A 20,166-nucleotide genomic window follows, 5' to 3' on the forward strand; every position below is an offset into this window, starting at 1 on the left:
GTCTTCCGTAACGTCAGTCTGGACGCATGACCGCAGAGCGGCAATGACCCGTTGCATGAGCATTGCCAATCTCCTCGATCCGATCACCGCAGATGGCGGCCAGACGCGCTTTTCGGGCCTCGACGCCTGGATGCAGGGACGGACCCTCTACGGCGGCGCCTCGGCACTGATTGCCTATACCGCCGCTGTTCGCGCCTTCCCCGACCTGCCGCCGCTGCGCGCCGCGCAAGTCGCCTTCGTTGCGCCGACCGGGCCCGAGGCCGAGTTGCGGCGCGAGATCGTCCGCCAGGGTCGCAATGTTGCGCAGGTGCGCAGCGAGATCTGGTGCGAGGGTGCGTGCACACTGACCGCCTTCTGGCTCTTCGGGACCGAGCGCGAGGCCAATGCCGAGCACGAGGCCGCGCCGGTATCCGACTGGCCCGGCGGCCCCGAGCAGGCCGAACCCGCGATGCACGGCAAGGGCCCGGCCTTCATCCAGAGCAATTTCGAGCTCCGCCGCGCGCAGGAACTGCAGGGGCCCGGCGAGCCGGTCGTGCGTCGCTGGGCACGGCTGGCCGAGCGCGAGGGGCTCAATCCGGTCAGCGAGCTCATCCTGCTCGGCGACGTGCTGCCGCCCGGCGCGATGCGCGCGATGAAGCGGCAGGGTCCGATCAGCTCGATCAACTGGAGTTTCAACCTGCTCGAGCCCGAACCGCAGACGCGCGACGGCTGGTGGCTGTCGGAAAATGCCAGCCAGCACGCCGCGCATGGTTATTCGAGCGAACGCCTGCGGTTGTGGAACGCCGAAGGCAAGCAGGTGCTCGACGGCATGCAATGCGTCGCGGTGTTCGGCTGACGGGTGGCCGTGTGATCGATGTGTGAAATCGGCCGGACGGGAGCACCGGACAGGAAATCTTAATCGTAACGGGTTACCGCGAACGCGCATGAAGCTGATGATCGATAACAGGTTGGCGATCGGGTGGCCTGGCGCTCTCCTGTTCGCAATCGCCTACGGCATCCTTGCCGCGATCTCGCTGATCTACACGCAGACCAACGACGGGATCGCGATCATCTGGCCCTCGAGCGGCGTCTTCGTCGCAGGGCTGCTCATGCTGAGGCCCAAGCCCCGGACACTTCTGATTGCGCTCGTCGCGCCGATAAGCATCGGCATCAACCTGGCCTTTGGCGCCAGCATCGGGATCGCCTGCGCCTTTACCGTGGCCAATCTCCTCGAAGGCTTCATCGCCGCCAAGATTGCCTGCGAAAATCGTGGATGCGGACGTTTCGACAACCCCCGATGGGTGATGCGATTCTCCGGAGCAGCCCTGGCCGCAGCCTCGACAAGCGCGGCGATCGCCTCGGTCACCACTGGTCACGCTGGCGACATTGTCTTCGTCCTGTCCTGGTTTACCACCGTACTGCTGGGTATCCTGATCGTGGCGCCGGCGATCGTCACCTCCCTGCGCATCGTCGCGGGCGAGGAACCGGTTGCCGGTGGTAAGGGGCGGATTGCCTTGGTCGCCGGATTCTGTGCGGTCACGATCGGCCTCACCTTCTTCCAGAAAGAATATCCGCTGCTGTTCCTGCCCTTGGCGGGAACGGTACTAGCCACCTACATGCTGGGCGTAACCGGCGCGCTGGCCATGGTGTTTACCATCGCCGCCGTCGGCACCTTCGCCGTTTCGGCCGGAACCAGCCCTATCGCATTCGTCGGCGATCCGATCGCGGAAATATACTTCTTCCAGTTCTACCTGCTCACGATGTTCGCCTCGGCCCTGCCCCTCGCCACACTGCTCGCAAAATCGCGCGGGCAGATGAACGAGATCGCCCGTAGAAAAGCGCAACATGTAGCGGCCCAGACCTTCGCCCATGTAGGCCATTGGCGCTATTGCCTCAGGAACCGGACGAGCGACTGGTCCGACGGCATGTTCCATATCTACGGGCTCGATCCGAAAAGGGACCGGGCAATGAACCTGGAGCATGGATCGATCATTTCCGAGGACAATGAGAAGGTTCGACAGGTACTGGCGAAGGCCGTCGTCCAGCAGGAAAAGTTCATCCTGAAAGCGCGCATCAAGCGTTCGGATGGCGCCATTCGCCATGTCGAATCCTTGGGCGACATCGAATTCGAAGACGGAGTTCCCGTCGCGATTTTTGGCGTGCTCAAGGACGTCACCGAGCATGTCCGCGCAGCCAAGGAACTCGAGCGCCAGAAGGCGCGCGCCGAGCAACTGGCCCGCGAAGCGGTGCTACTTGCGGAAACCGACCAACTGACCCACGTCGCCAACCGGCGCAAACTGCTCGCGCGGCTAGGCGAAGAAATCGCCCGTGCGGAACGTGCGGGGCGCGATCTCGCCGTGATGATGATCGATGTCGACCACTTCAAATCGGTCAACGACATCCATGGCCACGCGGTGGGCGACCAGGTCTTGTGCGAGATCGCGGCGCTCGGCGAGCGCGCCTTGCGCAAGGGCGACCTGTTCGGCCGACTGGGTGGCGAGGAGTTCCTTGCGATCCTGCCCGAAACCTCGGGAGAAGTCGCGGCCATGATCGGCGAACGGCTGCGGATCGCCTGCCACGAACTGGACTGGGCCGCCCTCGAAGGCCCCCGCAGCATCTCGATCAGCCTGGGGGTCGCCGTTCACCAGAAGGGCGCCGATGAAACCTTCCTCCTGCAAGCTGCCGACACAGCGCTCTACCAGTCGAAGAACGAGGGCCGCAACCGGCTGACGATCGCGGCCTAACCGAAGCCGGCTTGTGAAGCGCTCAGCTGTCCTTGAACGCCGGCGCGCGTTTCTGCATCTCGGCCATCACCGCCTCGACCTGGTTGGGCGTGCGGATGATGCCGTCCTGCTCGACGCTCTCGGCCAGCAGGATTGCGTCCTCGCCCTCTTCATGCATCACACGGAACAGACGCTTGGCGCCGCGGATGGCATCGGGGTTCTTTTGGACGATCGTCTCCGCGATGGCAGTGGCGCGGGCGAGCGGATCCTCCTCCACCATGGTAGCGAAGCCAAGGCCTAACGCTTGCTCGCCAGAGAATTCGCGGTTGGTATAGGTCAGCTCGCGCAGTGTATCGTCGCGCACCAGGCCGCGCCACAGCGCATAGCCGCCCATGTCGGGGACCAGCCCCCATTTCATCTCCATCACCGCCATGCGGGTCTGCGGGTGGACCACGCGGATATCGGCGCCGCTGGCGATCTGCAGGCCGCCGCCGAAGCAGACGCCGTGCACCGCGGCAATCACCGGGACAGGGCATTTGCGCCAGGTCATCGCGGCTTCCTGCGCGCGGTTGGCATTGCCATGGGTGCGCTCGGCGAGCTTGGCCTGCGGCGAGGACCCGCCCGCCGCCATGCTCGACAAATCGAGCCCGGCGCAGAAGGCGCGCCCCTCGCCCGAAAGCACCGCGACCCGCAGCCCCTGCATCGCGCGCAGCGCCTCGCCCGCTTCGAGGATCGCCTCGAACTGCGCCGGGTCGAGCGCGTTCATCTTGTCGCCGCGGGTGAAGCGTACCTGCGCGACGCCGTTGTCGCCCAGATCGATGGAAACGCGGTCGTTGAAATTCATGGAACTGCCTCTCGCCCAGGGGATGCGTTGTCCCCTTCGTAGCTCACGGGCGTGACAAGTCCAGTTGCTCCGCCGCCTAGCTCATGCGGCCGGCGGGATGCAGCGAGGCGGTAGCCGCCGAGCGGATCGGTCGCGACCAGCCAGGCGCAGCGCGCGACATGCAGCTTGGCGCGTAGGCGCGAGACATGGACATCGAGCGAGTTGGTTTCGGGAACGTGATCGAGCCGCCACACGTCACGCAGCAGCTGCCTTCGCCCCACCCTGACGCCCGGAGTTTCGGCAAGCCGCCAGAGAAGCGCGAATTCGCGCGGGTGAAGGCCAAGCCAGCGCCCAGCTACGCGCCCGTCGCGATGGAACAGGTCGAGCGTGACTGGTCCGGCATCGAGACGGCGAGGCAAAGCGCGGGTGCGGGAGGCAAGTCGGGCCATGCGCGCGCCGAGTTCGACGAAGCCGACCCGGCTCCCAAGCGCATCGCCCAGCCCCTGGTCGAGCAGCCGGGCCCGCTCACGCGCGTCGTCGACTCCGACAGCCACGATCCGCCCACGACGCTGCAGTTCGCGCCAGTCGGCCGGCCGGCTCGCGGCGCGCCAGTCGAGCATCCCCGGGAGGCCGTGGATCGCGCCCGCTGCAGCCGGGGCGTGCCGCATCGACCAGTCGGCCAAGCGGAGATCCCACCGGATTGGAACATCCGGGCTGTTGGATAGCCACAGGAACTCCGCTTCTCCCAACGAATCACCCCCGGTGCTGCGCAGTTTCACCGAGAGTAAGTGAAGGGAATCGTTTGGAAACCGTATCGGCGGGAGATGCCACCGATGTGGACGCAATTCGCCCGCTAGCCGCCTGCGTGCTCGGCGAGGAAGCGTTTGACGTTGCGCGCCGCCTGGCGGATGCGCTGCTCGTTCTCGACCATGGCGATGCGGACGAAGCCCTCGCCCTCCTCGCCGAAGCCGACCCCCGCCGCCACCGCGACACCGGCGTGTTCGAGCAACTGCTTGGAGAACTCCAGGCTGCCCATCTCCTCGAACCCGGGCGGGAGCTTGGCCCAAGTGAACATGCTGGCGGGCGGATTTGGAATCGGCCACCCGGCGCGGGTGAAGCTTTCGACCATCACGTCGCGACGGTTCTGGTAGCGCAGACGGTTCTGCTCGACCACGTCCTGCTGACCGTTCAGGGCGGCGCAGGCGGCCGCCTGGATCGGGGTGAAGGCGCCGTAGTCGAGATAGGATTTCACCCGCGTCAGCGCGGCGACCAGTTCCCTGTTGCCGACACAGAAACCGATGCGCCAGCCGGCCATCGAGAAGGTCTTGGACATCGAGGTGAATTCGACCGCCACGTCCTTGGCGCCCGGCACTTCGAGAATCGAGCGGGTCGGCTTGCCGTCGTAATAGAGTTCGGAATAGGCGAGGTCGGACAGGACCCAGACCTTGTTCTCGCGCGCCCAGTCGACCAGCCGTTCGTAGAAGGCGAGATCGACCGTCTCGGCAGTGGGATTGCTCGGATAGTTGACCACCAGTACCGTCGGACGCGGGACGGTATAGGCCATCGCGTTGTCGAGCGCTTTCCAGTAGCGCTCGTCGGGCGTGGTCGGCACCGAGCGGATCGTGGCGCCCGCAATGATGAAGCCGTAGGTGTGGATCGGATAGGCGGGGCTGGGCGCGAGGATGACGTCGCCTGGCGCGCTGATCGCGGTCGCCATCGACGACAAGCCTTCCTTCGAGCCCATCGTCACCACAACTTCGCGCTCGGGATCGAGATCGACGTTGAAGCGGCGACCGTAGTAATTGGCCTGCGCCTTGCGGAGGCCGGGAATGCCCTTCGACTGCGAATAGCCGTGCGCCGTCGGCTTGGCGGCGACTTCGCAAAGCTTGTCGATGACATGCTGCGGCGGCGGCTGGTCGGGATTGCCCATGCCGAGGTCGATGATGTCGCGCCCCGCCTGCCGCGCGGCATGCCGCATCGCGTTGACTTCGGCGATGACATAGGGAGGCATGCGCTTGATACGGTAGAATTCGTCGGACATTCGCTCTCTTTCGGGCGTTGGATGAGTCACACTGATTACCCATTCACCGTGCAGGTGCCAACGGGACGGATGCATCGGGACACGCAATATCCTATTGTCTCCCCAACAGGTGCTTGGCACCAAGCAGGAGCGATGATGACCGACGACGGCCCCGACCCCTTCACCAACATGTTCGAAGCGCCGGCTAAGCTTGCGCGCACGCTATTCGCGCCGCTGGCCGAAGCGACTGCGGGCACGCCGCTGTCGACCGAAGACATGCGCCACTGGACCGAAGTCGGGGCGAAGCTGCAGGGCATGTGGCTGCAATACCAGACGGAACAGTTGGCCGATCCGCAGACGCTGGCGCCGTGGTTCGATCCGACGCGCTGGATGCAGCTGGCACAGGACTGGTATCGGCAGATGCCGCTGGCCGATCCCGCGCAGCAGCAGGCGTTGGTGCAGGATGGCGTGGCGCTGTGGCAGCAGGTGATGAATCAGTATACGCTCGGCCCAGATGGTCAGCCGGGCGCGAAAGACGAAGCCGAATTGCCGCGCCGTGACCGCCGCTTCGCCGATCCGCGCTGGCGCGCGCATCCCGCCTATGCGCTGATCCACCAGACCTACCTCTTCCTCGCCGAACGCGTCGCCGAGATGGTCGACCGGATGGAGGGCCTGTCGGACGACAAGCGCGAGCAACTGCGCTTCACCACGCGCACCGTCACCGAAGCAGCGAGCCCGGCGAATTTCCCGTTGCTCAACCCTGTCGTGATGGAGCGCACTCTCGAGACCAGGGGCGAGAACCTCGTCAAGGGCATGGAGCACCTGCTGGCCGACCTCCGGCGCGGGCAGTTGAGCCATACCGACGCGAGTGCCTTTACGCTGGGCGTGAATATCGCGGTGACGCCTGGCAAGGTGGTCCACGAAACGCCGCTCTACCAGCTTATCCAGTATTCGCCCTCGACCGAGGAGGTGATGGAGACGCCGCTGGTGATCTTCCCGCCCTGGATCAACCGCTTCTACATTCTCGACCTCAACCCGAAGAAGAGCTTCGTCAAATGGGCGGTCGCGCAGGGCGTCACCGTGTTCATGGTCAGTTGGAAATCGGCCGACGCGACCATGCGGGACGTGGTGTGGGACGATTACGTCCGCGCGCAGATCGATGCGATCGACCATATCCGCGCGCGGCTCGACGTGCCGAGCGTGCATGCGATCGGCTATTGCGTCGCGGGGACCACGCTCGCCGCCACGCTCGCACTGCTCCACCGCCGCGGCGATCAGGACAAGGTCAAGAGCGCGACCTTCTTCACCGCGCAGATCGATTTCGAGAAGGCGGGCGACCTGCTCAATTTCGTCGACGACGGGCAGCTCGGCATGGTCAAGGCGCTGAGTGCCGACGGTTATCTCGACGGGCGCTACATGGCAGCGACCTTCAACCTGCTCCGCGGCACCGACCTGATCTGGAACTATGTCGTCAACAACTACCTGCTGGGCGAGGACTATCCCGCCTTCGACCTGCTCCACTGGAACGGCGACGTTACCAACCTGCCCGCGAAGTGGCACGAGCAATATCTGCGCGACCTCTACCGCGACAACCGGCTGGTCGAAGCGGACGCGCTGAGCGTCGACAACACCCCGATCGATCTCGGCCTCGTCGAGACGCCGACCTATGTCCAGGCGGGCAAGGAGGACCATATCGCGCCGGCCGAAAGCGTGTGGAAGATCCGCGATCACTTCAAGGGCCCGATCAAATTCGTGCTGGCGGGCTCGGGCCACATCGCCGGCGTGGTCAATCCGCCCGATGCGAACAAATACCAGTACTGGCTCAACGATGGCGAGGTCCATACGCTGGCCCAGTTCCGCGAGGGCGCCGTCGAGCATCCGGGCAGCTGGTGGCCCGACTGGATCGAGTGGCTGCGCGCCCAGGACGGCGCGCGTGTCTCCGCCACGGGCAAGCGCAAGCCCGGCGGGAAAGGCGATAGAACGATCGAGGACGCTCCCGGCCGCTACGTCGCCACGCGCTGACACGCCTGTTGGAGAAATGCATGAAAATTCGCCGAGCCACGATGCTTGCCGTCGCCGGCATTCTGATCGCTGCCACCACCGCCCGGGCGGACGAGATCGAACTGCGCGATAGCGTGTTCTTGGAGTTCGAATTCGAAGCGCGGATGACCGCCGATATCGCGTTGGCGGATGTCGACGGAGACGGCGATCTCGATGTGCTCGCCGCGAACGGACGCCACTGGGCGCAGCCGGATTTCGTATACCTCAACAATGGCGACGGCCGGCTGCTCGAAGCCCTCCCGATCGGGCGCGGCCCGTCGGCGAGTTATCGTGTCCAGCCGGGCGATTACGACGGCGATGGCGACATCGACATCGTGGTCGTGCGCGACCTGCTTGCGGCGGTCGTTCTGGTCAATGACGGCAAGGGGAATTTCGCCGAGGCCGGCACACTCGAGGGCAGCGGAGGCTCCGCGCGCAATGCGGTCGGCCTCGATGCCAATGGCGATGACCGTTCTGACATCGCCATTGCGCGACGCCGGGGCCCGGACCTGTTGTTCCTTGGCCTCGGGGACATGCGGTTTTCGCCCGCGATTGAACTGCCGGGCACCGACGGTCCCTCGACCGGGATGGCCACCGGCGATTTCGACGGTGACGGCGATACCGACCTTGCGATCGCCCGGCGCGAGGGTGCGGCGAGCCTGGTCCTGCTTAACGATGGGATGGGGAACTTCTCCGCCACCCCTCTCTCGGGGACCGAAGGCGACAATCGCCAGCTCGTCGCCGCTGACATGGATGGCGACGGCGATGCCGACATCATGCTCGGCCGCGACGATGGGTCGGTCGCCCTTCTCGCCAATCGGGGCGACGGGAGCTTCGCCGCCCCGCGCGCCATCGCCGCGGGCACGCAACCCGTGCAGTCGATGGCGGCGGTGGATTTCGACGGCGACGGCCTGGTCGATCTCGCGCTCGGTACCGAAGGTCGCAATGCCATCCTGCACAATCGCGGCAAGGCTGAATTCGTCTATACCGAGCTCGAGGAGGAGCTCGCCGATACCTACGGCATCGCGGCGGGCGATATCGACGGCGATGGCCTCCCCGATCTCGTGATCGCCAATTCCGAGGCAGCCAACAAGATCATGCTCAATCGCACGGAAGGCGAGGAGCGCTGACCCTCAAGCCATTGGCTAGATGAGGGTTTTCCGCTTATTGTGCACTGCACAAAAATCGCTTGACTTCGCAATTGCAATGCCTATTTTGTGCACTGCAACAAATCGAGGTTTCCGATGTCCGAGAACCAGAGCAAGATCGACGCCGCCGCCGAGAAGGCTTTCGCCGAGGCAGCGGAAAAGAAGACCGCCGAGGCGGTGAGCGCGAAGAAGGTCGAACAGGCCGTCGAAGCGGACACCACAGCTCCGGTGAAGGCCGAGACCGTCGCGAAGGCGGTCGCCGCGGAACCGAAGAAGGCTCCGGCCAAGAAGGCCGCGCCGAAGAAGGCCCTCGCGAAGAAAGCTGCACCGGCCACCAAGCCGACTGTCGCGAAAAAGACCAAGGCGGCCCCCAAGAAGGCCGCTCCGACCAAGGCGGAAGCCGCCAAGACCACTCCGATTTCCCAGTTGAAGGATACCATCATGGCCACTGCCAAGAAGACCGCAACCACCGATTACACTGCCAAGGCCAAGGAAATGGCTGCCGACATGCAGACCCGCGCCAAGGCCGCCTATGACAAGGGCACCGAAATGACCAAGGACGCCGTCGAATTCCAGAAGGGCAATCTCGAAGCCCTCGTCGCTTCGGGCAAGATCCTCGCCGCCGGCATGCAGGACATGGGCCGCACCTATGTCGAGGAAGCCAAGTCGGCTGCCGAAACCGTCCAGGAAGACGTCAAGAAGTTCACCGCGATCAAGTCGCCGACCGAACTGTTCCAGCTGCAGGGCGAAATCGCCCGCCGCAACTTCGACGCGCTGGTCGCGACCACCTCGAAGAACACGGAAGCCATGCTCAAGCTGGCGAACGAAGCCTTCGCACCGGTGTCAACCCGCATGAGCCTCGCCGCCGAAAAGGTCCGCAAGGCCGCCTAAGGCGAATTACAGCTTCAATTCTGTCGGGCACTCTCTCCTCTCTCCCTCGCCCGGCGAATTGGACACCGTGGGTCGGATGGTCTCGTGCCATCCGACCCTTTTTTCGTCTTCCCACGAGGTCACCGCTCGAGTGCGTGTTGCTGGTGCCTTGCGATTTGGCCGAGCGATACGATAATGGCCCCTGAAATGTCCCAGATTCCGACTCCCCTCCCGATCCGCGCCACCGATGGCGATGACGATGCGCGCGATGGCGAAGGCCAGGTCGGCATTGCCACCAAGACCCGCGCCAAGCCGAAGAAGCCAAGCCAGTACAAGGTGCTGCTCCTGAACGACGACTACACTCCGATGGAATTCGTGGTGATCGTGCTCAAGCGCTTCTTCCGCATGGACATGGAGGAAGCGACGCGGGTGATGCTCCACGTCCACCAGAAGGGCGTCGGCGTCTGCGGCATCTTCCCCTACGAAGTCGCGGAGACCAAGGTCCACCAGGTGATGGACTTCGCCCGCCAGAACCAGCACCCGCTGCAGTGCACGCTGGAAAAGGCCTGAGCGCCTGCCCCTGAGCCGCAACCACAAGGGGCATGACCTGCGCCGAAAAGCGCGCTAGGGGCAGCGGCGGAGACAATCGACCGGCGGCACCTTGTTCAAGTTCATTCCCAGCATCGATCGGTATATCTTCCGGCTCGTGATCGTGCCGATGCTGGCCGTGTTCGCGATCGCCGCTTCGCTGCTGGTACTCGACAAGATGCTGCGACTGTTCGATTTCGTCGCGGTCGAAGGCGGCCCCGTGGGCGTCGTCTTCAAGATGCTGATGGCACTGATCCCCGAATACGCCAGCCTCGCCATTCCGCTCGGCCTGCTGCTCGGCATATTGCTCGCCTTCCGCAAGCTCGCCACCACCAGCGAGCTCGACGTGTTCCGCGCGGTCGGGCTCGGCTACGGGCGGCTCCTGCGCGTCCCCTTCGCAATCACCGCCGTGTTGATGGTGATCAATGTCGCGCTGGTGTTCTTCATCCAGCCGATCAGCCGTTACTACTACGAGCAAATGGAATACGAGCTGCGCTCGGGCGCGCTCGGCGCGTCGATCAAGGTCGGCGAGTTCACCACGCTGGCCGATCGCATGGCGTTGAGGATCGAAGAGAGTGAGGACGACGGGCGGCGCCTCAAGGGCATTTTCGCGCGTGTTTCCAACGATAAGGGCCAGGTGCTGTCGATTTCGGCCAAGGAAGGCGCCTTTCTTGCAACGACCGACAATCCCGACACGATCATCCTGCGGCTCACCGATGGGACGATCGTTCAGGATACCGGCAGCCAGACCCCGCGCGTGCTCACCTTCACTCGCCACGACCTGCCGATCGACCTTCCCAAGATCGAACAATTCCGCGCCCGCGGCGATGCCGAGCGCGAGTACATCCTGCCCGAACTGCTGCGTATCGGCTGGAGCGCCACCCAGCCCGACGAAAAGCGCGACGCCAGCCAGGCCAGCTTCAACTTCCGCCTCGTCGAAGTGGTGATGATGGCGCTGATGCCGCTGCTGGCAGTGGCGTTGGGGATCCCACCGAAGCGGTCAACCAGCGCATTGGGCGTGTTCCTTTCGATCGTGATGGTGGTCGCCTATCACAAGGTCAATCAGTACGGGGAAGACATCGCCGCGCTCGGTCGGCTCGACGCAATCGTCGCTCTGTGGGGACCATTCCTGCTGTTCGCCGCGTTGATCATATGGATGTACTGGCGCGTCGCTCACGTCCCTGGCGGGCAGGCGATCGGTGCGCTGGAAATCTGGTTCGGCAAAATGAGCAAGCGGGTTGGCAAGCTGTTCCGCCGCCGGCGACTGACGATCGACCTTGCGGCGGCCGAATAACGGGAACTCCATGCAGCTCGACTTCTTCCCCTCGCGCACGCTGACGCTCTATCTAGCCAAGCTCTTCGCAGCGCGGATCGCGGCCATGCTGTTCGTCCTCGTGCTCGTGCTGCTGATGCTCGACCTGCTCTCGACCAGCGGCGAAATCCTCGCCGTTCCGGGCAATGGACAGGGCGAACTGCTGACCTATGCAGGGCTCCGCATCCCGCAGCTGATCGCGCGCTTCATGCCCTATTCGGTGCTGCTGGCGACGCTTATCACGCTGGTCACGCTCAACCAGAACAGCGAGGTCATCGCGATGAAGGCGGCGGGGCTTTCCGCACACCAGGTGCTGGCGCCGCTGCTGCTGACCGCAGGGCTCGTCTCGCTCGCCAGCTTCGGCTTCAACGAGCGCGTCGTTACCCGCGCCACCGAAACGCTCAAGGCCTGGGACGCGGTCGAATACGGCCCGATACCGACCGAAAGCCGCGTGCGCACGAACATCTATCTGAGCGACGACGGCAACATCCTCACCGCCGCCTACCTCGCCGGCACGGGCGAGGCGATCGCCATGCGCAAGGTCACCTGGTACCGCCGCAATGCTGATGGGATGATCGTCGAGCAGATCGCCGCCGACAGCGCGCGCTACGCCAATCCCGGCTGGCGGCTGGAGGGGATCACCCGTTTCAGCGTCCAAAGCGCGGTTACTGACAAGCCCCGCTCGCTCGTAGTGGGCGAGGCGCTGACCCCCGACCAGATCGACCTCGCCAAGATCGATCCCGATTCCGAGCCCTTCTGGACGCTCACCGGCTCGATCGCCGAGTTCGAACGCGCCGGCCGCCGCACGGCGGAACTCCGGGCGAAATGGTGGCACAAGATCTCCGGGCCGCTATCGGCCTTCCTAATGCCCCTACTCGGTGCGGTGGCAGCCTTCGGCCTCGCACGTTCGGGCCAGCTGTTCGTTCGCGCAGTCATCGGGATGGCCTTGGGCTTCGCCTATTTTGTAGTCGACAACGCAGCGCTCGCGATGGGCAGCTTCGGGGGCTACCCGCCGTTCCTCGCCGCCTGGGCCCCGTTCTTCCTGTTCCTGCTCATCGGCGAGACGGTGCTGATCCGCACCGAGGAATGAGCCACTTCTCGATCCGTCTCGCACGAGTGGAGGATGCCCGGCACCTCCCCGCCATCGAACTCGCCGCAGGGCAGTTGTTTCGTGAAATCGAAGGACTCGCCGGCGTGGCGGGCATGCATGCCATCCCCGCAGAAGAGCAGGCAGCCCTCATCCGCAAGGGCCATTCGCTGGTCGCAGAATCGCAAGGCCGGCTGGTCGGGTTCATCTCGACCGAACCGTTCCGCCGCGAACTGCATATCCGCGAGCTTTCGGTACATCCCGACATGCAGCGGCAGGGCGTGGGGTCGGTCCTCCTGCGCGCGCTCGGCATCGATGCGCGCAACAGCGGCTTCGCCGCGCTCACCCTCACCACTTTCGCCGACGTGCCGTGGAATGCGCCCTTCTATGCGAGGCACGGCTTCGAGATGGTGGCAGACCTCGATGTCTACCCGCGGCTCAAGGCCGATATCGAGCAGGAGGTCGCGCATGGCCTGCCGCGCGAGCGGCGCTGGGCGATGATCCGCTTCCTCGACTGAACCATTTTCCGGGAACCTCCCGCGACACAGGCTGTTCTTGCCACAATGTTGCCACAAAGGAGACGTGACATGACCAAACTCGCCATTCCCGCGCTCGCCGCCGCTCTCGCGCTCGCCGCCTGCGGCGAGGCCGATGCGCCCGAAACCGCCGACACCGCAGCGACTGACACCGCCGACACCACTGTGATCACCCCGACCGCGACCGAAACCGTCGTTGCCGACCCGGTCGAGACCGAAGAAGGCTCGAGCCTGACGATCGATGGCGAAGATGTCGATGCGACCGTCAGCGAAGACGGCGTCAAGGCCGACATCAACGTCGACTGAGATTGATCGCTTTGCCCGGCCTAATACCGGGTGAAATGCGAAAGGCCGCTCCCACCCACCGAGGGGAGCGGCCTTTTTGCCGTTCCGGAGACGGGATTAGCCGCGCGGACGCATGGTGCTTCGCGCGATCCGCGCGACGAGCACCGCCATCCCCGCATGGTTGGCCCCGTGATAGCTCGACTCCGCCGCCAGTTCGGCGACCAGCCGGCGATGCGCCTCGGGCAGCGAATGATAGGGCATCGAGGGCATCAAATGGTGCAGTGCGTGATAACGCAGCCCCACCGGCGCCCACAGTTCCGCGATGCGGCCGGGCGGCGGGACATTGACGCTGTCGAGGAATTGCGCGGTGACGGTCATCGCCTCGCCCTCGTTCTCCCACAGATGCGCGACCAGAGTGCGCAGCTGGTTGAGCAGCGCGACTACCGAGGCGACCGCGAGCGCGACGAGCAGTGGCTTCCAGCCGAAGGCGAAGACGCTGCCGATCAGCGCCCAGCTCCACAGCATGCCGCCGAGCTCCTGCAGCAGGACGCGCCGCGTCAGATCGCCTTCGGGCGGGCGGCGACGGAATTCGGGATTGATCGCCAACGCACTCAGCCGCTGCCAGGTGAGGCGGCGGATCGGCGGGATGATGGTCCCGAGCGGGACCAGCACGGCGAAGCGAAGCAGCAGCGCAGCCGGCGCGAGCAGCGCGATCAGCACGAAGGCGGGTAGGCTCCACGGCTTCATCAAGGCCAACGGAAGATATTCGGGGTCCTCGATGGTCCCGTATTGCGTGCGCTTGTGGTGCAGCGTGTGGACCTGTTCGTACATGAAGGATGGGGTCAACATGGGAATGCCGACAAACGCGTTCCATGCAGCGCGAAAGCCCGGCAGCGCGCCGTTCCGGAAATGCGAGATCTCGTGGATGAACAGCAGCGCGCGATAGAGCGCGAGCACCGAAAGCACCCCCAGCGCGACTGCCACCGGAACGCTCTTGACGAAAATCGCGCCCGCCAGCGCGGCGTAACCGACCAGCGCCGAACCGATCATGTCGGGCCAATAGATGTCCGCGCGATGCGCCGCGATATCCTTGGTCAGGTCGCGCGCAGCACGGAGCATCGCCTTGTCGTCGGGGATCTGGGCATGCCAGCCCGAACCCGCGTTACGACGCGAGACGATGTCGGCAGCCGGAATCGGTGTCTGTTGCACATTCATGGTCGAATTTCCTGGGAGGCCCCTAGCCGAAAACATGCGCGCGATACAGCGCGCGCTGTCGATCATAGTGATCGCGGTCCCGCGTTTCCTTGACAAAGATCAGCTAGCGCACACAGGGCTAACCCAAACTGAACGAAGGTAATGCGCGAATGTCCGAAGCAAATGTGGTGGTCGAGCCCGTCCGGGGCAAGAAGGGGCGCGCCGAATTCGTCGACCTCGGCCGCACCTTCGCCGCGCGCGAGCCCCATTGGGTGCCGCAGCTGCGCTCCGAACAGCTCGAACTGGTCGATCCCGACCGCAATCCCTTCTTCGGTCACGCATCGCACCAGCTCTTCATCGCCCGCCGCGACGGCAAGGCGGTGGGCAGAATCTCGGCCCACATCGACCATCTCGCGCTCGAATTGCCGAAGGAGCAAGGCTTCGGCCCAGGCGCGGGCATGTTCGGCTATTTCGATGCCGAGGACGAGAGCGTCGCACATGCCCTGCTCGCGAAGGCCGAGGAATGGCTCAGCGGCCAGGGCATGACCCGCGCGATCGGCCCGATTTCGATGTCGATCTGGGAAGAACCGGGCCTCCTGGTAAAGGGTCAGGACCACGATCCGATGATCATGATGGGGCACCACCCGGCAGCCTACCAAGGCTGGATCGAAAGCGCAGGCTATGAGCGTGCCAAGACACTGCTCACCTACGACCTCGACGTCACCCATGATTTCCCGCCGCTGATCCGCCGCATCGTGCAATCGGGACAGCGCAACGAACGGATCAAGGTGCGGCCGGTGGACAAGCGCCGCTGGGACGAAGAGGTCGAGGTGATCCTGACCATCCTCAACGATGCGTGGTCGAACAATTGGGGCTTCGTGCCCTTCACGCCGCAGGAAATCGCCTATGCGGGGAAGAAACTGAAGCCGATTATTCACGAGGAGATCAACCTCGTCGCCGAGCTTGACGGCCGTCCGGTCGCCTTCATGCTGACCTTTCCCGACATTAACGGCGTGCTGCGCAAGGTCGATGGCAAGCTGCTACCCTTCGGCTGGTTCCACCTGTTGCGTTGGATGCGCAAGCCGGTGGGTACCGATATGCGCGTGCCCTTGATGGGCGTGCTCAAGGAACTGCACAATTCGCGCCTCGCCAGCCAGCTCGCCTTCATGATGATCAGTCAGATTCGCGACACCGCCACGCGCCTCTACGGCACGCAACGCGCGGAAATCGGATGGATTCTCGACGACAATCAGGGGATGAAGGCCATCGCAGACGCGATCGAGAGCGAGGTCAATCGCGAATACGCGATCTACGAAAGGCGGCTAGCGCAGGCCTGACCCGAGCGGGCTGTCGCAATTCGGCCACGCCGCGCAGACGAAGCGCGCGGGGCGGGAACTGCGGCGGCGGCCGCCCCGTTGGCAAGTGAGACGGCGGGTTGTTCGCCGGGGCCTCGCGAGAATCTATGACGCAGCATCCAAAATCCACCGCGCGCGCGCAATTGCCTGCCCATGTGCTCGTGGTGGAGGACGATGCCGTTCTCGGTCTGACCATCGAGCAGGCGCTGCTCGACGCCGGCGTCGCCCGCGTCGCTCTGTCGCCCTCGACTGAGGAGGCATTGCGCCATCTGCGCGAAGAGCAGCCCGAGGCGATTGTGCTCGACGTCCATCTCGCCGATCGCGACGATGGCTGGGCGATAGCCGAACTGGTCCGCACACTCGGCCCCGACAGCCCGCGGATCATCTTCTCCACCGGCGCGCCGCAGGATATCCCCGAGGACATCGCGGCGCTCGGCTACATCCTCGAAAAGCCCTATGACGCAGCGGTCCTGATCGATCTTCTGCGACAGCCAAGGCGTCGCGGGATCATGTCGCGGTTGCGCGGCGCGCTCCGCTAGGCACAGCAGCAAAATCCCCGATCAGGGCGCTTCCGCCCCCCTTCAATTCCCGCGCACTCACTCTGCGAGGCACAGAAAAAAGGCCTCCGTTGCGGAGCAACGGAGGCCTTTCGGGATCGTATCACCAGCCGCTTGGACGGGAGGGGGGGTCTCGGCGGTGACATAGGGAATACGCGCCGCAAGAAATAGGGTTCCCAAGGGGTCGAACTTTTTTAGCGCCCGCCACAAACTTCATTTAAATGAATGGCCTACATCTGTCTGCTTGGCGATCGAACTGCGCGTAGTCGGCGGCGCGCGCGAGGTCCGGCACGTGGATCGCGCGCGATTTCCACTCGACCAGCCCCTCGCGCTCGAGCTGGCGCAGCGTGCGGTTGGTATGGACTAGCGACAGGCCGAGCATGTCGGCGATCTGCGCCTGGGTTATCGGCAGTGACACAACGTTCTGCTCATCGGCGAGACAGGTCGCCTGCGCACGATCGAGCAACCACACCGCAAGATAGGCGACCCGCTCGCGCGCGCTGCGCTGGCCAAGCGAGACGATATGCCCCTCGAGCGCGGTTTCCTCCTTGGCCGCCAGCCAGGTGATGTCGTAGCCCAGGCGCGGATGGGTCGAGATGAGTTCTACGAAATCATTGCGCCGGAAACGGCACAGGCGAGCGTCGATCAGCGCCTCGACCGCATGGCTCGACGGCTCGTCGAATGCCCCCTGCAGGCCAACAAGATCGCCGGGAAACATGAAGTTGACTATCTGCCGCCGTCCGTCGTCAAGCGAACGCGACCGGATCAGAACGCCGTCGAGCACGGTATAGAGCCGCTCGTGCGCGGCGCCTTCGTCGATCAACACATCGCCCCGTTCGAGCCCCAATTCGCCATCCTTGAAGGTCTGCATATAGGCCAGCTGGCGCTCCTCGAGCGAACGCAAGCCCGGACATCCCTGCAACGGGCAGTTGGCACAGGCGATCGGATCGTCAATTTCGTACAAGGCTGTCCCCCTCGGCAGAAGGCGGGGATGCGCTCGAAAAGGCGCGCTTGTCAAACGCTTCGCTTGCGGCGGCGCAGATTGGAACCTAACCCCTCCGGGGACGTTAGAAGCGCGCACCTTAAGGAAGGGGTCTCAATGTCGCTTGGTGATCAAATTGCCCGTAACCTGCCGTATTTGCGCCGCTATGCGCGCGCGCTGACCGGTTCGCAGGCTACGGGAGACGCATTCGTCCGTGCCACGCTCGAAGCCGCACTGGCGGATAGCGAACTCAAACAGTCTCTCGAGGGCGGCCGGGTGCCGCTCTACCGCGCCTTCAACAAGGTCTGGTCGAGTGCCTATATGGACATTCCCGAAACCGTGGGCGGCGACGGCCACGAGAGCGCGGCGCACGACCGCCTGAAATCGGTCACTCCGCTCAACCGCCAGGCACTGCTGCTGACTACGCTCGAAGATTTTACCTCCGATCAGGCGGGCGAGATCATGGACATGTCGGCCGATGACATCGAGCAGCTGGCTCAGGAAGCGGTGGCCGAGATCGACAAGGAATCGGCGACCAGCGTGCTCATCATCGAGGACGAGCCGCTGATTTCGATGCAGCTCGAAGACCTCGTCACCTCGCTGGGCCACGACGTCTGCGGCACTGCCGCCACGCGCACCCAAGCGCAGGAGGTGGTCGCCGACAAGACCCCCGGCCTCGTGCTTGCCGATATCCAGCTGGCCGACGGCTCTTCCGGCCTCGACGCGGTCGACGATATCCTGGCAATCAGCAGCGTTCCGGTGATCTTCATCACCGCCTATCCCGAAAGGCTGCTGACCGGCGACCGTCCCGAGCCGACCTATCTCGTGACCAAGCCGTTCCAGGAACAGACCGTGCGCGCGGCGATCAGCCAGGCGCTGTTCTTCGGTTCGAGCCGCCCGCTCGGCTGAGTTCGGTCCGGCATTCTCGGAAAGGAACGACCCGGGCCGCAAGGCTCGGGTCTTTTCTTGCCCGCGCCGTCAGTGGCCGCGGCCGCCGGGACCCTTGCGGCGCAGCTCGAACTCGCTCGGCTGGCGTACCGGAACCAGCAGGATGCAGCGCACGCCCTCGGGCAGGAAGTCGAGCTCGACCGGGTGCCGCAATTCGTGCGCGACGATCTTTTCGATCAGGTCGGTTCCGAAACCGCGCCGCTGAGGCTTGGTGACGGCGGGTCCACCACTCTCGATCCATTCGATCCGGGCGAGCGTATCGTTGACCTGGGTCCAGCTCACCGCGACGCTTCCCCCCGGCACGCTGAGCGAGCCGTATTTCGCGGCATTGGTCGAGAGTTCGTGGATCGCGAGGCCGAGCGACAGCGCATCGTTGGGGGCGAGTTCGGTGTGCGGACCGATCATCTCGAGCGTGTGCGCGTCATCGCTGGCATAAGGGGACAATTCGACCTCAACCACCGAGCGGATCGGCGTGGTTCCCCAGTCCGATTGCGTCAGCAGGTCATGCGTGGCGGAAAGGGCGCGGATACGACCGTCGAGACCCTCTGCGAATTCGTCGAGGCTGTCGGACCGGCGGCGCGTCAGCGAAACGATCGAGAGCACATTGGCGAGCGTGTTCTTGACCCTGTGGTTGAGTTCGCGAGTCAGCGAGTTGCGGATCGAATTCTGTTCCTCAAACCAGCTGATCGCCCTCCGGTCTTCGAGCGACTGCTGGGTCAAGAGTCGCGCGACCAGCATCAGGAGGCTGGCCACCGCGAGTCCGAACAGCAGAGTGATCATCGACATCGACGACAACCCTTCGGCACGCGCCGATTGCACCTCGAGGATCATCCGGCGGTTGGCGAGCTGGAGTTCGCGCCTGACCGCAGATCGTCCCTCGACCCACCCATCGCTCTTGGCCAGGATCGATTGCGGGGTTGCCTCACCATCGATGAGCCGTGCCCCGACGACGTCGTAACTGACCAGTTCGCCTGCCGAGGCGAGAAACTGCGAGGCATTGAACGGGCTGTAGACGAACCCTTTGAGGCTGCGCGTGCGACTGAGGCCTTCATAGACCGGCATGTAGATGAGAAAGCCCGCTGAATTGCCACCGCCTTCCTGCATCAGGACGACCGGGCCGCTCGCCGTCGGCCGGTCATCACTGGCCGCAAGATCCATCGCCGCGCGGCGGACCGGCTCGGAGTACATGTCGTAGCCGAGTGCACGCCGGTTGCGGACCGTGTCGGGCTGCAAATAGAGGATCGGCGCCAGCGTATCGCGGGGCTCTTCGGCGAGGCTGGGGGTGACCTGCTTATTCTCGACCCGCCCCTCGCCGAGACGCGCCTCGAACGCGTCGATTTCGTCGGCTGGAATAATCGGAGCCCAGCCGATCCCCTCGGCCCCTCGGTAATTGGCGTCGAGCCGCAATTCGGAAACGAACCGGCGGAACAGGTCGGGCGTTACCTCGTCCTGCGTTGCCAGCAGCGCCGCACCGGCGCGCAGATAGGCGGAGCTGGTATAGGCACGGCGCTCGATGGCAGAGGTCATGGACTGCGCCTTGCGCGCGACATCCGCCGCATCTCGCTGCTCTTCGCCGCGTTCGATGGCGAAGACGCTGAGCACGGTGATCGCGCTGACCAAGACGAATATCAGCACCGGAATTCCGCGCGGATAATCGATCAACCAACGCCTGCGGCGCCCTTTGCGTTGGAGTTTTTCGCTTTCCAGCTTCTTGCCCCT

Annotated in this window: 19 protein-coding genes; 13 read left to right on the top strand and 6 right to left on the bottom strand. The window is 64.5% G+C overall.

Features of this window, described 5'->3' with window-relative positions; genetic code table 11:
- Positions 1 to 55 precede the first annotated feature (55 nt).
- Together K3181_RS04315 and K3181_RS04320 are read left to right on the top strand one after the other, a co-directional pair.
- Positions 56 to 835: an acyl-CoA thioesterase gene (locus K3181_RS04315; protein ID WP_221601109.1), complete on the top strand. Its 780-nt coding sequence runs from the start codon at positions 56 to 58 to the stop codon at positions 833 to 835.
- Positions 726 to 2,723, top strand: coding sequence for a sensor domain-containing diguanylate cyclase (locus K3181_RS04320; protein ID WP_221601111.1), 1,998 nt, complete (start codon positions 726 to 728; stop codon positions 2,721 to 2,723). Before K3181_RS04315 ends, K3181_RS04320 begins: the two co-directional genes overlap by 110 nt.
- Positions 2,724 to 2,745: 22 nt before the next feature.
- On the opposite strand, the gene K3181_RS04325 is transcribed toward K3181_RS04320, so the two are convergent.
- The 3 genes from K3181_RS04325 to K3181_RS04335 form a co-directional block, all read right to left on the bottom strand.
- Positions 2,746 to 3,546, bottom strand: a complete 801-nt coding sequence (locus K3181_RS04325) for a crotonase/enoyl-CoA hydratase family protein (RefSeq protein WP_221601113.1) — start codon at positions 3,544 to 3,546, stop codon at positions 2,746 to 2,748.
- The gene (locus K3181_RS15595; protein ID WP_247714859.1) at positions 3,543 to 4,208 is read right to left on the bottom strand and encodes a winged helix-turn-helix domain-containing protein; all 666 of its coding nucleotides are present in this window, start codon (positions 4,206 to 4,208) and stop codon (positions 3,543 to 3,545) included. The genes K3181_RS04325 and K3181_RS15595 overlap by 4 nt, the downstream gene beginning before the upstream one ends.
- 170 nt (positions 4,209 to 4,378) lie before the next feature.
- Positions 4,379 to 5,566: an LL-diaminopimelate aminotransferase gene (locus tag K3181_RS04335; RefSeq protein WP_221601116.1), complete on the bottom strand. Its 1,188-nt coding sequence runs from the start codon at positions 5,564 to 5,566 to the stop codon at positions 4,379 to 4,381.
- A gap of 135 nt (positions 5,567 to 5,701) precedes the next feature.
- On the opposite strand from K3181_RS04335, the gene K3181_RS04340 reads away from it, so the two are divergent.
- The 8 genes from K3181_RS04340 (at position 5,702) to K3181_RS04375 (ending at position 13,432) form a co-directional block, all read left to right on the top strand.
- Positions 5,702 to 7,567 carry a PHA/PHB synthase family protein gene (locus K3181_RS04340; protein ID WP_221601118.1) on the top strand — a complete coding sequence of 622 codons (1,866 nt, stop codon included), beginning with the start codon at positions 5,702 to 5,704 and terminating at the stop codon, positions 7,565 to 7,567.
- A 20-nt stretch (positions 7,568 to 7,587) separates the two neighbouring features.
- Complete coding sequence (locus K3181_RS04345) at positions 7,588 to 8,715, top strand: FG-GAP repeat domain-containing protein (protein WP_221601120.1); 1,128 nt, start codon at positions 7,588 to 7,590, stop codon at positions 8,713 to 8,715.
- 114 nt (positions 8,716 to 8,829) lie between these two features.
- Positions 8,830 to 9,624: a phasin family protein gene (locus tag K3181_RS04350; RefSeq protein ID WP_221601121.1), complete on the top strand. Its 795-nt coding sequence runs from the start codon at positions 8,830 to 8,832 to the stop codon at positions 9,622 to 9,624.
- A gap of 186 nt (positions 9,625 to 9,810) precedes the next feature.
- On the top strand, positions 9,811 to 10,173 hold the full coding sequence (gene clpS / locus K3181_RS04355; RefSeq protein ID WP_247714860.1) for an ATP-dependent Clp protease adapter ClpS: 363 nt from the start codon (positions 9,811 to 9,813) through the stop codon (positions 10,171 to 10,173).
- A 91-nt stretch (positions 10,174 to 10,264) separates the two neighbouring features.
- Positions 10,265 to 11,485 carry an LPS export ABC transporter permease LptF gene (gene lptF / locus K3181_RS04360; protein ID WP_221601125.1) on the top strand — a complete coding sequence of 407 codons (1,221 nt, stop codon included), beginning with the start codon at positions 10,265 to 10,267 and terminating at the stop codon, positions 11,483 to 11,485.
- 10 nt (positions 11,486 to 11,495) lie between these two features.
- Positions 11,496 to 12,593, top strand: coding sequence for an LPS export ABC transporter permease LptG (gene lptG / locus K3181_RS04365; RefSeq protein ID WP_221601127.1), 1,098 nt, complete (start codon positions 11,496 to 11,498; stop codon positions 12,591 to 12,593).
- Complete coding sequence (locus K3181_RS04370) at positions 12,590 to 13,108, top strand: GNAT family N-acetyltransferase (RefSeq protein ID WP_221601130.1); 519 nt, start codon at positions 12,590 to 12,592, stop codon at positions 13,106 to 13,108. Before lptG ends, K3181_RS04370 begins: the two co-directional genes overlap by 4 nt.
- A gap of 69 nt (positions 13,109 to 13,177) precedes the next feature.
- Positions 13,178 to 13,432, top strand: a complete 255-nt coding sequence (locus K3181_RS04375) for a hypothetical protein (RefSeq protein ID WP_221601132.1) — start codon at positions 13,178 to 13,180, stop codon at positions 13,430 to 13,432.
- Between the two features lie 96 nt (positions 13,433 to 13,528).
- Here K3181_RS04375 and K3181_RS04380 read toward each other — a convergent pair whose 3' ends face one another.
- A complete protein-coding gene (locus K3181_RS04380) occupies positions 13,529 to 14,626 on the bottom strand; it encodes a fatty acid desaturase family protein (protein WP_221601134.1) in 1,098 nt (365 codons plus the stop codon).
- Positions 14,627 to 14,775: 149 nt separating this feature from the next.
- Between K3181_RS04380 and K3181_RS04385 the strand changes: the two genes are divergently transcribed.
- A complete protein-coding gene (locus K3181_RS04385) occupies positions 14,776 to 15,942 on the top strand; it encodes an N-acetyltransferase (protein WP_221601136.1) in 1,167 nt (388 codons plus the stop codon).
- 125 nt (positions 15,943 to 16,067) lie between these two features.
- Positions 16,068 to 16,499, top strand: coding sequence for a response regulator (locus tag K3181_RS04390; RefSeq protein ID WP_221601138.1), 432 nt, complete (start codon positions 16,068 to 16,070; stop codon positions 16,497 to 16,499).
- A gap of 235 nt (positions 16,500 to 16,734) precedes the next feature.
- Here the strand turns inward: K3181_RS04390 and K3181_RS04395 are convergent, their stop codons facing one another.
- Positions 16,735 to 17,481, bottom strand: a complete 747-nt coding sequence (locus K3181_RS04395; protein WP_221601141.1) for a Crp/Fnr family transcriptional regulator — start codon at positions 17,479 to 17,481, stop codon at positions 16,735 to 16,737.
- Positions 17,482 to 17,616: 135 nt separating this feature from the next.
- On the opposite strand from K3181_RS04395, the gene K3181_RS04400 reads away from it, so the two are divergent.
- Entirely contained in the window at positions 17,617 to 18,408 is a 792-nt protein-coding gene (locus tag K3181_RS04400) for a response regulator (RefSeq protein ID WP_221601143.1), read from the top strand.
- Between the two features lie 69 nt (positions 18,409 to 18,477).
- Here K3181_RS04400 and K3181_RS04405 read toward each other — a convergent pair whose 3' ends face one another.
- A complete protein-coding gene (locus K3181_RS04405) occupies positions 18,478 to 20,082 on the bottom strand; it encodes a CHASE domain-containing protein (protein ID WP_345725447.1) in 1,605 nt (534 codons plus the stop codon).
- Positions 20,083 to 20,166: the final 84 nt, after the last annotated feature.

Origin of the sequence: Qipengyuania mesophila (genome assembly GCF_019711655.1) — a bacterium.
Lineage (GTDB): Bacteria > Pseudomonadota > Alphaproteobacteria > Sphingomonadales > Sphingomonadaceae > Qipengyuania > Qipengyuania mesophila.

Bases quoted from the DNA above. Each gene is read 5' to 3' on its own strand.
- K3181_RS04390 (WP_221601138.1), top strand. From the start codon at position 16,068: ATGACGCAGCATCCAAAATCCACCGCGCGCGCGCAATTGCCTGCCCAT.
- K3181_RS04335 (WP_221601116.1), bottom strand. From the start codon at position 5,566: ATGTCCGACGAATTCTACCGTATCAAGCGCATGCCTCCCTATGTCATC.
- lptG (WP_221601127.1), top strand. From the start codon at position 11,496: ATGCAGCTCGACTTCTTCCCCTCGCGCACGCTGACGCTCTATCTAGCC.
- K3181_RS04400 (WP_221601143.1), top strand. From the start codon at position 17,617: ATGTCGCTTGGTGATCAAATTGCCCGTAACCTGCCGTATTTGCGCCGC.
- K3181_RS04320 (WP_221601111.1), top strand. From the start codon at position 726: ATGCCAGCCAGCACGCCGCGCATGGTTATTCGAGCGAACGCCTGCGGT.
- K3181_RS04370 (WP_221601130.1), top strand. From the start codon at position 12,590: ATGAGCCACTTCTCGATCCGTCTCGCACGAGTGGAGGATGCCCGGCAC.
- K3181_RS04340 (WP_221601118.1), top strand. From the start codon at position 5,702: ATGACCGACGACGGCCCCGACCCCTTCACCAACATGTTCGAAGCGCCG.
- K3181_RS04315 (WP_221601109.1), top strand. From the start codon at position 56: ATGAGCATTGCCAATCTCCTCGATCCGATCACCGCAGATGGCGGCCAG.
- clpS (WP_247714860.1), top strand. From the start codon at position 9,811: ATGTCCCAGATTCCGACTCCCCTCCCGATCCGCGCCACCGATGGCGAT.
- K3181_RS04345 (WP_221601120.1), top strand. From the start codon at position 7,588: ATGAAAATTCGCCGAGCCACGATGCTTGCCGTCGCCGGCATTCTGATC.
- K3181_RS04380 (WP_221601134.1), bottom strand. From the start codon at position 14,626: ATGAATGTGCAACAGACACCGATTCCGGCTGCCGACATCGTCTCGCGT.
- K3181_RS04325 (WP_221601113.1), bottom strand. From the start codon at position 3,546: ATGAATTTCAACGACCGCGTTTCCATCGATCTGGGCGACAACGGCGTC.
- K3181_RS04350 (WP_221601121.1), top strand. From the start codon at position 8,830: ATGTCCGAGAACCAGAGCAAGATCGACGCCGCCGCCGAGAAGGCTTTC.
- K3181_RS04375 (WP_221601132.1), top strand. From the start codon at position 13,178: ATGACCAAACTCGCCATTCCCGCGCTCGCCGCCGCTCTCGCGCTCGCC.
- K3181_RS04385 (WP_221601136.1), top strand. From the start codon at position 14,776: ATGTCCGAAGCAAATGTGGTGGTCGAGCCCGTCCGGGGCAAGAAGGGG.